The sequence below is a fragment of the Konateibacter massiliensis genome, from assembly GCF_900184995.1.
Lineage (GTDB): Bacteria > Bacillota > Clostridia > Lachnospirales > Lachnospiraceae > Lachnotalea > Lachnotalea massiliensis.
In genome coordinates this window covers 737,678-752,589 of sequence record NZ_LT860099.1, presented here as the reverse complement: position 1 = coordinate 752,589, position 14,912 = coordinate 737,678, and the positions used below count along the sequence as shown (strand labels likewise).

Here is a 14,912-nt window from a genome sequence, read left to right as displayed (position 1 = left end):
TCTATTCTCACACTCCTTTGCTATTTTCTAAACAGAAGGCGTAATCTCCAACAACGCCACGCCATGCGGAAGCAAAAGTGTATCAAGCAAGAGATTGCCGTTTGACTCCCTTTCATAATAACGAATATCCGGTACGCTCTTATTTTTAATATAAGCAATCATATCCTCTGACATATCCTCCGCCGCACCGGTATCCAGCCACAGGTCATAGGCAGAGCCGCAAGAGCGGTTGATAACAGTCTCTTTCACGCGGTAAGTGCCCTCCGGGAGAGAGAGGATGGAGTGCACCATAAGCTTTTCCGATGTCTCATAAATGGTGTAGCGCTGTGTGTAGGAAAGGCTGGAATGGTCGTCCAAGGCATAGAGAGTGTCATAGTAGACATAATGGAAGAGCAAAAGCTGGTAGCCCTTTTCGTTTTGTGTCAGTAAATAGCTTTCCCCCTGCTCAATTATATCGGAGCCTATTTTGGAAAGCAGATAAAAGGAGTAATAGGATGCCTTTTTTAATCCGTTCATATCCATTAAGCCTGGACCGCCGTGGAAGGGTTTCTGATCCATATAGAAATCCTCGTGGATATCGCTGACCGAGCGAAAACAGAGCGTGTTTACTCTGCCTAACGTCTTTATACAGGTGTATAATATATAGGGAGCCATAAAACAGGTATCCCGCACCAAATCTCTTGGAAGATAAGAAAGATTCCAGTTAGAAGCTATCAAGTCCAAATGCTCCAGATGATACTCCTTTAAAATTCTCTCAAGTCCGCTTAAATTATCAAGAAGAATATTTTTGGAAGAGGCGGCGATGCCGTAGTCATCCCATAGGTTGGAATATCTTGACAGCTTTTCCCCATCCGGATAGGTTTCATCATTTGAATTATACAAATGGCAGGATACATAAGCCGGATTCAGCTCATATTCTCTGCAATACGCAAAAAAGTCTTCATACCAGGAAAGCCCGGAAGGAACCGAAAAGTTAGGCGAACCTAACCGGATGTCGTTATCCACGTTTTTAACAGAGAGATAAGTAACACGGTAAAACATAAAGAAGTCCTGCTGGTTTTCGTTCCAGTAGCCATCCTTAATCTTTAAATTCGGAGCCGTCCAAAAGTCAAAATTCCAATGTTTCACCTCTTCCTTTCCGTAGCGGGCAAGCAGATGCTCGATAAAGCTTTCAACAAGAACAGACCACTTTTTAAAGGACTTTGGCAGACTGACGTTGGGACTGTACAGCCAACCGGCATACTGCTTTTTGGAGGCAAGCATACGCGGCATAAAGCCGATTTCAGGAAACGGTCTGATATTTAGGGAGAGGAGAAAATCAAAAATAATATCAATATATTTCCAGTTGATAATCGGTTTTTTATCTTCATCTTCATAATAAACAAACAAATCATCTGAAAAAATATCCCTGAGTCTGAGGGCATAAACGTCCATATCGTTCTTCATTTCCCGTATCTGATTTTGAATATCACTTCTAAGAAGCGCAGAGGCACGGCCGACAGAAAAACAGTGCTTTTGGGTATTGGCATAACTGTTTTTCTTGTCCTTTATTTTAAAGGAGAGTGTCATATGGTTTTCAATGTTTTTCGTATCCTCCTTTGAAAACTGGTCGGACTTCCAGTATTTCTGAAAAAAGGAGAAATAATCAAGTCTCTGATCCTTTAGAAGAGAATTCTGGTTTAAGAGGGTACGCTCTTTTCGGTAAGTGCTTGGCGTAATGCCATGAAGCTTATGGAAGGCGGCGCTATATGTTTTATGGTTTGAAAAGCCGTGGCTTAGGGCAATTTCGGTGATGCTTAAATTAGTATTTGCAAGTACCACAAGTGTTTTATTAACGCGCAAGGCAGTCAGATACTCGATGAAGGTAAGGCGAAAATACTTTTTAAAGAAGGCGGAAAAATACTGCGGATGAAAGCCAAGTACCTCTGCGGCAGAGGCAAGAGTGATTTTCTCTGAATAATTCTCAGCCAAGTAGTCTAACAGCATGGCAATCCGCTGCTGTACATATTCAGAATGTCCCTTTGAATCAATGTTTTTAATCCCATAGGTCTCCAAGATACGAATCAAAATAAAGGAGATGGCAGAGAGCTGCTTTAAACGTGAGGTGGAGGTAGCCTTTATGGTATAGGTGATAATATCGGCAATCGCTGTGCACAGATCGATATAGAGAACATCTGTCTCCGAGTATCGCAAATAATGTTTCGTAAATTGGATATGTGACAGGTCAGGACAAAAGGTCTTTAGATAATCGGTATGGATAAACAGTGCCAGAACACTGATATCCGGGGAAGTCTCCATGACAGAATGGATTTCATAGGGCTTGATAAATACAATATCATGTGTGTGAAGCTCATATTTCTTTTCATAAATATGAATCGTCATGCTGCCCTCAAGTAAAAAGAAAATAACAAATTCCGGGCGCAGCTGTACTTCATAGGAAAAGCTTTTGATTAAGAGCTGCTCAAACGGGATATCTGTTAGATTTTGTGTATCGATAGTCTGGTTCATACTAAGTCCTCCCTGTTTACGGTGCTGATTCATGTATCAGGAGGTGCGTTGTCTGGAATTTTGACACAAGATAGGGCACCTTAGTCCTATCATACTATGAATTCTATTGAATGAAAAGACAAAAAGTCTTAAATAATAAGAAAAATATTTGAAATTAGGGAAAAATAATAAGATTAAAAAAATGAAAAGTTTAAAAATGTTAAAATGTATCTTGAAAACAAAGGAAACACCATACGATAGGGGAAGAAAACAGCGTATAAAAGGGCTATAATAGGGTTCAGAGAAAGAGGTGAGAAATATGGAAAAGGAAAAAGAGTTACTATTTGAAGCCAGAAAGCTGACAAAGCACTTCGGTCCGACGGTAGCATTGGATGAGGTGGATTTTAAAGTATATCGCGGAGAGATTACCGGTTTGATTGGAGAAAATGGGTCAGGTAAATCAACCATCACTTCAATTGCAGCGGGAATGCAGGCGGCGACAAGCGGTGAAATGTTTTTCTTGGGAAAGCCACACAAGCCTTCTTCCATGATTGAAGGAGCGAAGGTAGGCATCGGTATGATTGTGCAGGAGCAAGGAACCGTATCGGGGCGTACTGTGGCGGAAAATATTTTTCTTGGGGAGGAAAAGGATTTTTCGACGTTGGGTGTGGTGAGCAAGTCTAAGATGAATCGTGCGGCAAAGAGGGTATTGGAGGAGATAGGATTACATAACATGGAGCCGTCCATGCCGATTGACCGGCTTGATATGCAGGACAGAAAGCTCGTAGAAATAGCGAAGGTTGTTTATAATCAGCCGCAGATGCTTGTTGTGGATGAGACGACGACAGCACTTTCCCAGAAGGGACGGGAAATCATCTATACGATTATGCGTAAGATGAAAGAGGAAAATAAAGCAGTTGTATTTATTTCCCACGACCTGGCGGAGCTGATGGAGACGTGTGATACACTGACCGTGCTTCGTGACGGAAAGCTTATCACAACGCTTGATAAGGACGAGATGGAAGAAGAGACCATCAAGCGTCAAATGGTAGGCAGGGAGATGAAGGGTGATTACTACCGAAGTGACTATGGTCAAGAGGTGAGAAAGGAGGTTGTGCTCAAGGTTGACAACGTGACAACCGGAAGCGGTATGCTGATGAACTTTTCAATGGATGTTCACAAGGGAGAAATTCTTGGGATCGGCGGACTTTCCCACTGCGGTATGCATGAGCTTGGAAAGGCAATATTTGGAGAAGAGAAGATTTTAAGAGGACAGGTTTTGCATGTACCGACAGGAAAGACAGTTCATAATGCCAGAGAGGCGTTGATGCTTGGCTTTGGCTATGTATCAAAGGACAGAGATAAGGAAGCACTCGTGCTGACTGCGAGTATAAGAGACAATATCTTATCGGCGGGAATAGATCGAATTTGTAATCGCTTCGGCATTATCACACAGAAGGCAAGAAAAGAATATGTAAACCGTCAGGTGAAAGATTTGAGCATCAAATGTGCCTCGGTAAAACAGAATGTACAATATTTGTCGGGTGGAAATAAGCAGAAGGTTGTATTTGGAAAATGGATTGGAAGAGACTGCGATATTTTGATTTTGGACTGTCCGACAAGAGGTGTGGATATCGGCGTAAAGGCTGCTATGTATCAGCTCATATACAAAATGAAAAAGCAGGGAAAGACCATTATTATGATTTCAGAGGAACTTCCGGAATTAATCGGCATGAGTGACAGACTTTTGATTTTAAAAGACGGAAAAGCCTCGGGAGAATTTTCACGCATTCAGGATTTGAATGAAACGATGCTGATTGAGGTAATGATTTAGGAGGAAGGAAAAATGTCAAACACAGTGGAAATGAAAATGGAAAAAAAGAAAACGCCGTCCACAAAAAATTATGCCGCAATCTTAAGCGATATGGCAGCTTACATCGGTCTTGTATTGGTTGTTATCATATTTCAGATACTGACGGGTGGAAAGCTTTTGACCGTGAGCAATCTGCAAAGTCTTAGCAATCAGGTAATTATTGTCGCACTTGTGACAATCGGAGCTGTCTTTGTATTTGGTATGAATTGTTTTGATATGTCATTGGGAAGCGGTGTGTTGATGGGTTCTGTGCTTGGGGGCATGGTCGCAATCGCCACCGGAAATATGTTTTTAACTTTTTTGGTTTGTATGGCGGCGCCTCTTTTAATGGGACTGCTAAAGGGTATTTTTGCATCTTATGTCGAGGTTCCGTTTTTTATCTTTACAATTGTGCTTTCCTTTGTTATGTCGGCGGTTGTACTTGTAATTCTTGGAAATGAAACAACCATATACCTAAAGGATGCGGTGACAGAGATACCGACGTTTAGTTTTAGTCAGATGACAGCAATTAACGTAGGAGTACTGGCAGGCTATTTTATCCTTTGCCTTGTTCTTTTTAACTACACGGGCGTTGGGGTGAGAACCAAGATGTTGGGTGGAAGCTTTGATGCCGCAAGACAGACGGGCATCAATCTGACAAAAACAAAGATTACAGGATTTTTAATCAGTGCAATCGGAATCGGGCTGGCAGCTTTTCTGCTGTTGCTTCGCGTAAGAACCGTCGGTTCTACAACAGCATCCTCAACGGGAAATGATGTGATGATTGCACTTGTATTGGGCGGTATGCCGATATCGGGGGGACCGCGTTCCAAGATCAGTGCCGGAATAATCGGCGCAACAACGATTACAGTGTTAAATAGTGGACTTGCAATTATGGGGCTGTCCACGGGTATGATTCAGTTGTGCAGAGGAATTGTATTTTTGGTGGTTGTACTGGTATCTAGCTTTAGCTATCGAACAAAGCTTTTACCAAGATAATAACAATGAATTTATTCAATTAGGAGGAAAAAAGGTATGAAGAAGAAATTATTATCAATTGTTCTGGCTGCAACAATGGCATTGTCCATGGTAGCGTGTTCAGGTGGAGGTGCATCAAGCACAACAGAGACAACAAACGAGTCAACGGGTACAGAGGCAGCGACAAATGACACCGCAAATGCAGATGTCAAAGAAGAGAGTGCTGCGAGTACAGGAGCTTTTGCATTGGACGGCACATGGCCGGCTGAGACTGTAAAAATTGGTGTTGTTGCATTTGACGTTACCGATGAGCAGTTTTTGGCACTGCAAAAATATTATGAGGATATGACAAACTATTTTAATATTGAGTTTATGTATTCGGAGAGTATTGCTTCAGCGGAGGATGAGCTGAAATTCATCGAGAACTGCTCAGCGGCAGGCTGTAAAGCCGTGATAGGTTATTATAACGTAACAGAGGCAGAGGTTGCACAGCTTTGTGCAGATGTTGGAATGTATTACTATGGTTCCGCCGAGAAAAAATCGGTGTATGGCAAGCTTGGAAGCAATGAGTATTATCTTGGCTCTCAGGCAAACGGAGATGCTGATTATGAAAACGGATATGCACTTGCAAACGTATTGATTGAGCAGGGAGCAAAGAAGATTGTATACGCTTCCGGCGGAGACGAGATGGGTATTGAGATGTTTATCAACCGTTACATGGGCTTCCAGCAGGCAATTACAGAAGCAAAAGACGTACAGCTTATTCATAAGGTACCGGGCTGGCCGGGAACCGATTCCTTTACCGCAGAGCAGACAGCAGTGCTTGACATGGATTTTGATGCGCTTGCAAGCTCTTTCTCAGCAGCGGTATGGTTTCAGCCGCTGGCAAGTGCCGGCAAACTGGACGGCTCCATTAAGATTGCGACAGTAGGAAACGTGAGTGATGTTTACTATGATGCGATGAACGACGGTTCTGTTTCCGCAATTATCTATGAATGCGAAGAGGTTGTATTTGGAAATGCAATTCCAATGATTTTAAATGCAGTAACAGGACATATGGAAGCAAATCGAAATGAAGAGGGAACAGCAGCGAATTTTGCAGCACCGAGATGGACAATCGACAGTGCAGAGATTTACAACACAATTTATGATGCACATGAAGAAAATAATTGGTTTGTAACAGCAGAAGATATTGCAAATTGTCTTGTAGAGTACAATCCGAATGCGGATTACAGTACTTTGGTAAATACTTACAGCACGTTGGATATTGATGCAGCAATGAAAAAATAAAATAAAACATCGGTTTTGGGAGGTTTTCCTCCCAAAGCCTGAAAGAAAGCATTTAGAGGGTGAAACTATGAGCAGTCAAATAAAAAAAATAGGAAAAAACATATTAATCACTCTGAGTATACCGGTTGTAACCTATGTCGTAATAAAACTATTATGTGTATTATTTGGGGACCCTTCCTTTGCAATGGGAACGGACTTGGAAACAATCTGCTACACGGCTATTTATACATCTATGATTTCTCTGGCAATGTCCTACCATATCTTTTCAGGAAGATTTGACTTTGCCATCGGTGCGACCATTTCTCTGTCCGCTATTTTGGCAGGAAACATCGCAAAAGATTTTGGTATGGGACCGTGGGGGCTGCTGGCTGTTATTATTTTAACAGGTATGGTATTGGGATTGATTGCAGGTCTTACCTATGTGACATTAGGACTTCCGCCTATGGTTACTTCACTGGGAGTTGCGATGATTTATGAGTCAATCGGTCTGATGTACAACAGCTCGAAGGGAGTTCGCCTGATCGGAAAGACAAAGCTGCTTATTTTTTCACAGCAAAAGTACTTATGGATACTGCTTTTTGCTGTGGCGGCAGTCAGTATATTCCTCTTTGAGTATACACGGTTTGGCTATAACCAGAAGGCTCTTGCCACAGGGCAAAAAATAGCGGTTGATATCGGAATACGCGAAAAGAGAAATGCCGTTGGCTGCTATGTGGCAGCGGGTGCGCTTTTGGGAATTGCAGGAGTAATTTATCTTTCGAAGTACGGAACCGTATCACCGGAGGCAGGGCTTTCCAGCTCATCCTATTTTATGGGTGCGTTCCTTCCGCTTTTTATCGGAGGTGCTATCGGAAAATTCTCCAATTCGACAATTGGCGTTATTGTCGGTGCATTCACCTCTGCCATGATTTCCTCCGGCTTTGTAAAGCTTGGCTTCGGAAGCTCCATGCAGACAGTGATGAATGGATTATGCGTTATGGTGTTCCTGATTTATACATCTAACAGCTATAAGTTTGTAATCAAGCGTATGCATAAGGCAAAGCTTGAGCGGGCATTGGCAGATGCAAAATAAAAGAGGAATACTTGTTATATATTAGGAAATTCGTAGAAATTTCCCAATATATAACAAAGAATGTGTTTTTGCACATTCTTTTTAAAAAACATGCAGAAAGGATAGAGACGGCATGGGGAAATTAGGACAATGGATTACGAACAACACAAAATCACCTTTCTACAGCAGAAAGGTAATCAAGATTGAAAAGAAAGTAAAGTCAGCACATGCAAACGTTTGTGGACTTGGACAGTTTCACTTTTATATAAACGGGAAAAAGGTAGGAGACCATGAGCTCGACCCAGGCTGGACGAATTATAACAAATATATCCAGTATGTCAGATTTGATGTCAAAGAATATTTAGGAAAAGGGCAAAATGTACTTGGAGCAGAGGTTGGAAACGGCTGGTTTATCAAATGCGATGAACATTATACTTTTGAATTTCCGGAGTTTATGCCGCCGAATCCAAACCCTTACCGTCCGTTTGGGGAAAATCTGGTGCTGGCGCTGAGTTTGGAGCTAAATTATGAAGACGGAACAACAGATATTATAACGGCAGATGAGAGCTTTAAGGTAAAAAGACATTGTGTAACAATGTCAAATGTGTATGGCTCCGAGACAATAGAAGGAGGGCTGGTGCAAACCGGCTGGAACACAGTGGAGTTTGATGACTCTGAATGGGAGAATGCAAGTCTTGTCGAGGCAGAAAAGGAACCAAAGGGAGAGCTTACCGAGCAGTTTCAACCGGCAATCAAGGTGCTTCAAAGCTATGAAGGAAAACATATCCACGATTTCAAAAACCGCAAGATTTATGATTTGGGTCAGAATATGTCCGGTATTTTAGAAGCAGAGGTATTTGGAAAAAAAGGTGAAGAAATTAAATTTTATCCGGCGGAGAAGCTGACGCCAGACGGTGACGTCGATCAGATGGCAAAGGGCTGGATGGAAATTGATTCTTGCATTACATATATTGTGGGCGAAGAGGAAAAATGGGAAAAATTCAGAATGGCATTTACCTACTTTGCAGGACGTTATGTCGCGGTTGAAGGAGGCGATATACAAAAACTCCAAGGCGACGCAATAACAAGCGCCTATGTGACAACAGGAAGTTTTACATGTGACGATAAGCGATATGAGAAGATTTACAACATCATCGAAAAGGCAGTGGAAGCCAACATGGTAAGTGTACATACAGATTGCCCAACCATTGAGCGTTTTGCATGGCAGGAACCGAATCATCTGATGGCGCCATCGATTATGTATATGAAGGACGGGCAAAAGCTATGGGAAAAGTTTTTCCTGGATATGCGCGCGGACCAGCATACGAAAGATGATTATTTTTTAGACTTTGAAGGAAATAAGGTTTTCTTGGGCGAGGGGCTGATGCCTTCGCAGTGTCCTTGCTATATACCAAATGTGCTGCCGGTTCCGGGGATGGGAAGCTTTTATGATATTATCCCTTGGGGAAGCACCTCGATACTCGGCGTGTACTGGCATTACCTGTTTTATGGGGATAAAAAGGTGCTGGAAGATAATTACGATTCGGGAATGCGGTATCTGAATTATTTGAAAACAAAAGTAAATGCAGACGGTTTCTTAAATCATGGCATAGGCGATTGGGGGAATCCGAAAAATTACTTGGTCAGGGAAAATATTGAGACAGCATTTTTATATGCAGATGCGATTGTCCTCATGAAGTTTGCGGAAATATTAAAGCAGACGGAAGACGCAAATGCACTCAGAGCCTACGCCAAGCAGGTGAAAGATAACTACAATCAAAAGCTGCTTGTTAAGCACCCGACAGAAGGGTTTTATTGCTATAAGGCATGGGACCATCCGGGAGAGGTTTTCTTAACGCAGGCAAGTCAGGCACTGCCGCTTTATTGGGGGATGGTGCCGGAGAAATATGAGGCAGATTTGGCGAAAGCACTTCGCTTTACCCTAGAGAGAGAGGGAGCCTTTATCAGCGGGGAGGTCGGACTTCCTTATGTCATTCAAAGTGCTTCCAGATATGGAATGAACGAGCTGATTTCAGAGTTCATTCTAAAGGAGGAGCACCCAAGCTACTATGCCTTTGTTCTGGATGGGGAAACGACGCTTGGTGAGTATTGGGAAAACAACCCCCGAAGCCACTGCCATGATATGATGGGGCATATCGCAGAGTGGTATTATAACGGAATTGCAGGAATTATTCCGCAGAAGGCAGGGTTTCAGGCAGTAAAGATTATGCCGCATCTGCCAAAAACAATGACGAATTTTCAGTGCAGCTTCGAGTCAGTAAACGGTTTGATATCCGTTTGTGTAAAGGAGGAGCAGGAGAGAATTTTACTGGAAGTGAACGTGCCAAAGAACATAGAATTCTCCATTGATACAAGTAATTTGGAGAGCAGAGGAAAAGACATTGTAATCGTGTCCTAAAGTACAGTTAAAACTTGTGAAAATACGCTGGATACCCATAGCGAAATATGTTGCTAATCAAAGATAATTGCGATATAATAACTATTATTGTTATTCACTATTACTATTTGGATAAGGAGCAAGAATTATGAAAGGTACAGTAGTTTCAACATGGGTGCAATCCAGCAGACAGTTGTTCGGAGATAAAGTGGTAGATGATGCACTAATTGCGAATGGTTTGGCAAAAGACCATATTTTCTCACCATTGGAAGATGTAAAAGATGAAATAGCGAAGGGCGTTGTTTTGAAAATAGGAAGCAATGCGGGAAAAGGACCGAAGGAAATTTGGAAAATAGTAGGTGAGCAGAACATTAAGACGTTCAGCACCAACTATCCGGGATTTTTCAGACATGATACAGCGTATGAATTTTTAAAATCCATGAATGATGTTCATGTAATTGTTATGAAACGTATCAAGGGAGCGGTTCCGCCAATCCTTGATGTAACACCAATATCCTCACATGAAATCATTTTTACCTATCGCTCTAAGCGTGGAATGGGAGATTACTTAACCGGCTTGATTAGTGGTATATCAACCTATTTTAAGGAAAAGATAGATGTTGTATTCATCAGCCAACAGGAGGGTGAATTACAGCTTAAGCTGACCTTTGAAAAAGAAATACAGGTAAAGAAAAAGTTTCGCTTAAATCTCCTTTTCTCAGTTGGTGTGATAAAGGATGTATCTGTGAAAACAGCACTGTTTAACGCGATTTTAGTTATTGTGGCAGGACTGATTATGCCGGTGAATAACCTGCATGCGGTTATACTTGGTGCAATATCCTTTGCGGCAACGGCGGTCGGCGGCAAGCTGTTTAACCGTCCGATGAAGCTTGTTTTGGAAGAGATTAAAAAGCTGAAGGAACGAAAATATACGGAAGCGGTTATTTTGAAGTCCAAGGATATCTACGAAGATATCATGGGCGAGATTAATGAGTTAAAGGGCGGCGTTCAGAAGGATTTCATGGGCTTTAATGCGATTGTCGATGAGATGAATATGTTCAATAACGCAATTGAGAATATTGCCATGACGATGCAGAATGCTTCCAATGACATTACCGATGTACTGGATGAGGTTGCAATGGCAGCGACAAGCCAGGCGGAGGATACCGGAAAAGCAATTTCTGTATTAAGCGTAAGTATTGAAAATGTAACAGGAATTTCCAACCAGAGTCAGGATAACAAGGACAAAATCGAAGATGCGGTTGTGGGAATTGAAGAGAGCTTTAGCAATGTAAAGAAGACAGCAACCGAGATAGATTCCGTGCTGCATAAATTTAACGATATCAGAAAGAGCGGCAATGAGCTGAAGGACAATGCGACAAACATTACAAAGATTGTTTCCATTGTTTCGGCGATTGCACATCAGATTAACCTGTTGGCGCTGAATGCTTCCATTGAGGCGGCAAGAGCGGGAGAATCAGGAAAAGGCTTTGCCGTTGTTGCAGAGGAAGTTAAGAAGCTTTCCGAAGAGACCAATCAGGCAGTTGAACAGATTAACAGCAGCCTGACCAACTTTATCTCAAGTATCGGTGATGTGGTAGAGGCAATTGACGTTCAGTATGAGGTGCTTGACCAGCAGAATGCGAACCTTACCGATGCAGTCGGAACTTCCATGGTTTCAAATGACCGCTTAAAGCTAGTATCTGACCTGATGATTCAGACATCCCAGAACTTAAAATCAGAGGCAGATAATATTACAGAAGTATTTGACGGAATTCAGAATTTGGCAGCAATCGCAGAAGAAAACTCTGCTGCAACCGAGGAGGCAAGCTCCAATGTTGCAATCTATGTGGATCAGATTACAGAGCTGACACAGCAGATTGTTGTATTTGACCAGATGATTAAGAACTTCCAAGAGGATTTGAGTAAGTATAGAATTTAAGTAACTGTTCAGAGGAAACACGTAGTGTTTTCGAGATTGGATCTAAACAGTTACGAATTTAAAATATATATGTGATAGATAGAAAAACCTGATGGTTACTTGTGAAAATAAGTAAGCATCAGGTTTTTTTATGCGCACCTCGCAGTTTCTTATTTATTATTTTAAAATCTAAAATATTTTAAATATATTTAAGAAACATTTGCTATTTGCTCTAAAATATACTATAATTTAGTTGTAAATAAAATAGTTTAATAAAATATAAAATAAAACCTTTTTTCAAGGAGGAGCAAATGGGTGAACTGAAACATTTACGCTATAATGAGCCGTGGATTTTACAAAGGGCTGACCCTTATGTGATCAAGCACACAGACGGTTATTATTATTTTACGGCAACTGTGCCGGAATATGACAGAATTATAATCCGCTATGCCAAGGCTCTCGCAGAGCTTACGAATGCCAAAGAGTACACGGTATGGATGAAACATAAAACCGGAGTGATGGGAAGCCATATCTGGGCACCGGAGCTTCATTTTTTTAATGGGAAATGGTACATTTATTTTGCGGCAGGAGACGTGGAGGATGTTTGGAAAATTCGTCCCTATGTCCTCGAATGCGAGGATAAAAATCCTGCGACAGGAGAATGGAAAGAGCTTGGTATGATGCAGATTGCCGAGGATGATTTAGTTTCCTTCACAAACTTTTCCCTTGATGCGACGGTGTTTGAACATAAGGGCGAGCACTATTTTGTATGGGCCCAGAAGGTGGAGGAGGAGCATACACCGTCCAATCTCTACATTGCGAAAATGGAGACGCCTTGGAAGCTAAAGACAAAAGGGGCTCTTTTGACAACACCGGACTATGACTGGGAAAGAGTCGGTTTCTGGGTAAATGAAGGACCGTTTGTGATAAAGAGAGGCAATAAAATTTTCTTGACTTTTTCGGCGAGTGCGACGGGTGCTTGCTATTGCATGGGAATGCTGGAGGCAGATGCAGATGCGGATTTGCTTAACCCTAATTCATGGTTTAAATATGAGGAGCCGGTCTTGACGACAGATGTATCAAAGGGTATTTACGGGCCGGGACACAATTGTTTTACCGTGGATGAAGACGGAAAGAATATTATGGTATACCATGCGAGGATGACAGAGGAGATTGTCGGTGACCCGTTAAATAATCCAAACAGACATGCGATGATTATGAAACTGGAGTGGAACAGCGATAACAAGCCGGTTTTTCAATTTTAAATTAAGTGCAAAAGCACAGATGGAGGGCATTATGGCAAAATTATTTATCAACGAGAGCAAAAAAGAAGGACATATCAACCCTGAGCTGTACGGACATTTCGCAGAGCATTTGGGACGCTGTATCTACGGCGGCATCTATGTGGGGGAGAATTCCGACATACCGAACACAAACGGAATGAGAAATGATGTGGTTGAAGCCTTGAAGGAGTTAAAAATTCCGGTGCTTCGCTGGCCGGGAGGCTGTTTTGCAGATGAATATCATTGGAAGGACGGAATCGGTCCAAAGGAAAAACGCAAAAAGATGATTAACACCCACTGGGGCGGTGTGGTGGAAGACAACAGCTTCGGTACACATGAATTTATGGAGCTTTGCAAGCAGCTTGGCTGTAAGACATATATCAACGGAAATCTCGGAAGCGGTACGGTTCAGGAAATGTCTGAATGGGTGGAATATATGACTTTTGACGGTGTTTCTCCGATGGCGGATTTGAGGAAGGAAAACGGTCAGGAAGAGTCTTGGAAAATTGACTATTTCGGTGTCGGCAACGAAAATTGGGGATGCGGTGGAAATATGCGTCCGGAATACTACGCGGATGAGTACAGAAGATACCAGACCTATGTGAGAAATTACAAGGCAGACGAGAAGATTCATAAGGTATGCTGCGGAGCAAATGCAGGCGATTATGACTGGACGGAAAAAGTGTTAAAGATAACACATGAGAGCGCACCGGAGCATCTTCACGGCTTTATGGACGGACTTTCCCTTCACTACTATGTTGTTCCAATTAACTGGCAGACAAAGGGAAGCGCAACCGACTTCAAGGCAGAGATGTGGTATCAGACAATGAAGAAGGCACTGCATATGGAGACCTTAGTGAGCAGACATGAAGCGATTATGGATAAATATGACCCGGATAGAAATATCTCGATGATTGTAGACGAATGGGGCTGCTGGTTTGACGTGGAGCCAGGCACAAATCCGGGATTTTTATATCAGCAGAGTACAATGAGAGACGCGCTTGTAGCGGGAATTACCCTGAATATTTTCAATAAGCATTGCAACCGTGTTAAAATGGCAAACATTGCGCAGATGGTCAATGTATTGCAATCCGTTATACTGACAGAGGGCGAGAAGATGGTTCTAACGCCGACCTATCATATCTTCAATATGTATAAATGTCATCAGGATGCAACGCTTCTCGAAAGTTATATCAAGACAGAGGAAGTAGGAACTGAGGAAAACAAAGTTCCAAACCTCCATGAATCAGTTTCGATGGACGAGGAAGGAAGAATTCATATTACCCTCAACAATCTTTCTCTTACAGAGGCTTATGATATTCAGACTGTTTTGACTGAGAGAGAGATAAAATCGGTAAAGGCAGAGATACTGACAAATGATATGACAGCGCACAACACCTTTGCAGAGCCAAACCGCGTGCATACGGAGAGTTTTGATAAGGTAGAAATAAACAAAAGAGAAATCAGCTTTCAGATTCCGCCTTGCAGCGTAATGAAAATCTGCGTGGAATAATTTTCTATAAAACAATAAAATGTGTTGACAAAGTATTGTCCGAGAGGATATAATAACAAAAGCAAAAATCAAAATAAAAAGAAAGAGAGGTAAAAAATATGTTTACAATTGATATGCGAAGAAAAAATTTAATAACAAT

The 14,912-nt window shown here is 41.9% G+C and carries 9 protein-coding genes; 8 read left to right on the top strand and 1 reads right to left on the bottom strand.

The annotated features are described in order from the left end of the window. Positions 1-27 precede the first annotated feature (27 nt). Entirely contained in the window at positions 28-2,508 is a 2,481-nt protein-coding gene (locus tag CTY48_RS09255; RefSeq protein ID WP_180272690.1) for a GH39 family glycosyl hydrolase, read from the bottom strand. A gap of 298 nt (positions 2,509-2,806) precedes the next feature. Between CTY48_RS09255 and CTY48_RS09250 the strand changes: the two genes are divergently transcribed. The 8 genes from CTY48_RS09250 to CTY48_RS09215 all read left to right on the top strand — a co-directional run bounded on the left by CTY48_RS09250 (position 2,807) and on the right by CTY48_RS09215 (position 14,773). Further along, entirely contained in the window at positions 2,807-4,321 is a 1,515-nt protein-coding gene (locus tag CTY48_RS09250; RefSeq protein WP_099468215.1) for a sugar ABC transporter ATP-binding protein, read from the top strand. 12 nt (positions 4,322-4,333) lie between these two features. After that, positions 4,334-5,338 (top strand): ABC transporter permease, encoded by a 1,005-nt coding sequence (locus CTY48_RS09245; RefSeq protein ID WP_099468214.1) that lies wholly within the window; start codon positions 4,334-4,336, stop codon positions 5,336-5,338. A 36-nt stretch (positions 5,339-5,374) separates the two neighbouring features. Then, the gene (locus CTY48_RS09240) at positions 5,375-6,607 is read left to right on the top strand and encodes a type 1 periplasmic-binding domain-containing protein (RefSeq protein WP_099468213.1); all 1,233 of its coding nucleotides are present in this window, start codon (positions 5,375-5,377) and stop codon (positions 6,605-6,607) included. A gap of 67 nt (positions 6,608-6,674) precedes the next feature. Further along, positions 6,675-7,679: an ABC transporter permease gene (locus tag CTY48_RS09235; protein WP_099468212.1), complete on the top strand. Its 1,005-nt coding sequence runs from the start codon at positions 6,675-6,677 to the stop codon at positions 7,677-7,679. Positions 7,680-7,791: 112 nt separating this feature from the next. Then, positions 7,792-10,077, top strand: a complete 2,286-nt coding sequence (locus CTY48_RS09230) for a family 78 glycoside hydrolase catalytic domain (RefSeq protein WP_099468211.1) — start codon at positions 7,792-7,794, stop codon at positions 10,075-10,077. A gap of 127 nt (positions 10,078-10,204) precedes the next feature. After that, positions 10,205-11,998 (top strand): methyl-accepting chemotaxis protein, encoded by a 1,794-nt coding sequence (locus CTY48_RS09225; RefSeq protein ID WP_099468210.1) that lies wholly within the window; start codon positions 10,205-10,207, stop codon positions 11,996-11,998. 290 nt (positions 11,999-12,288) lie between these two features. Beyond that, positions 12,289-13,242, top strand: a complete 954-nt coding sequence (locus tag CTY48_RS09220; RefSeq protein WP_099468209.1) for a glycoside hydrolase family 43 protein — start codon at positions 12,289-12,291, stop codon at positions 13,240-13,242. A gap of 31 nt (positions 13,243-13,273) precedes the next feature. After that, positions 13,274-14,773 (top strand): alpha-N-arabinofuranosidase, encoded by a 1,500-nt coding sequence (locus CTY48_RS09215; RefSeq protein ID WP_099468208.1) that lies wholly within the window; start codon positions 13,274-13,276, stop codon positions 14,771-14,773. The last annotated feature ends 139 nt before the right edge of the window (positions 14,774-14,912 follow it).

What these genes read in the sequence shown, in the direction of transcription:
- CTY48_RS09250 (WP_099468215.1), top strand. Translation starts at nt 2,807, where the DNA reads ATGGAAAAGGAAAAAGAGTTACTATTTGAAGCCAGAAAGCTGACAAAG.
- CTY48_RS09245 (WP_099468214.1), top strand. Translation starts at nt 4,334, where the DNA reads ATGTCAAACACAGTGGAAATGAAAATGGAAAAAAAGAAAACGCCGTCC.
- CTY48_RS09235 (WP_099468212.1), top strand. Translation starts at nt 6,675, where the DNA reads ATGAGCAGTCAAATAAAAAAAATAGGAAAAAACATATTAATCACTCTG.
- CTY48_RS09220 (WP_099468209.1), top strand. Translation starts at nt 12,289, where the DNA reads ATGGGTGAACTGAAACATTTACGCTATAATGAGCCGTGGATTTTACAA.
- CTY48_RS09255 (WP_180272690.1), bottom strand. Translation starts at nt 2,508, where the DNA reads ATGAACCAGACTATCGATACACAAAATCTAACAGATATCCCGTTTGAG.
- CTY48_RS09230 (WP_099468211.1), top strand. Translation starts at nt 7,792, where the DNA reads ATGGGGAAATTAGGACAATGGATTACGAACAACACAAAATCACCTTTC.
- CTY48_RS09215 (WP_099468208.1), top strand. Translation starts at nt 13,274, where the DNA reads ATGGCAAAATTATTTATCAACGAGAGCAAAAAAGAAGGACATATCAAC.
- CTY48_RS09225 (WP_099468210.1), top strand. Translation starts at nt 10,205, where the DNA reads ATGAAAGGTACAGTAGTTTCAACATGGGTGCAATCCAGCAGACAGTTG.
- CTY48_RS09240 (WP_099468213.1), top strand. Translation starts at nt 5,375, where the DNA reads ATGAAGAAGAAATTATTATCAATTGTTCTGGCTGCAACAATGGCATTG.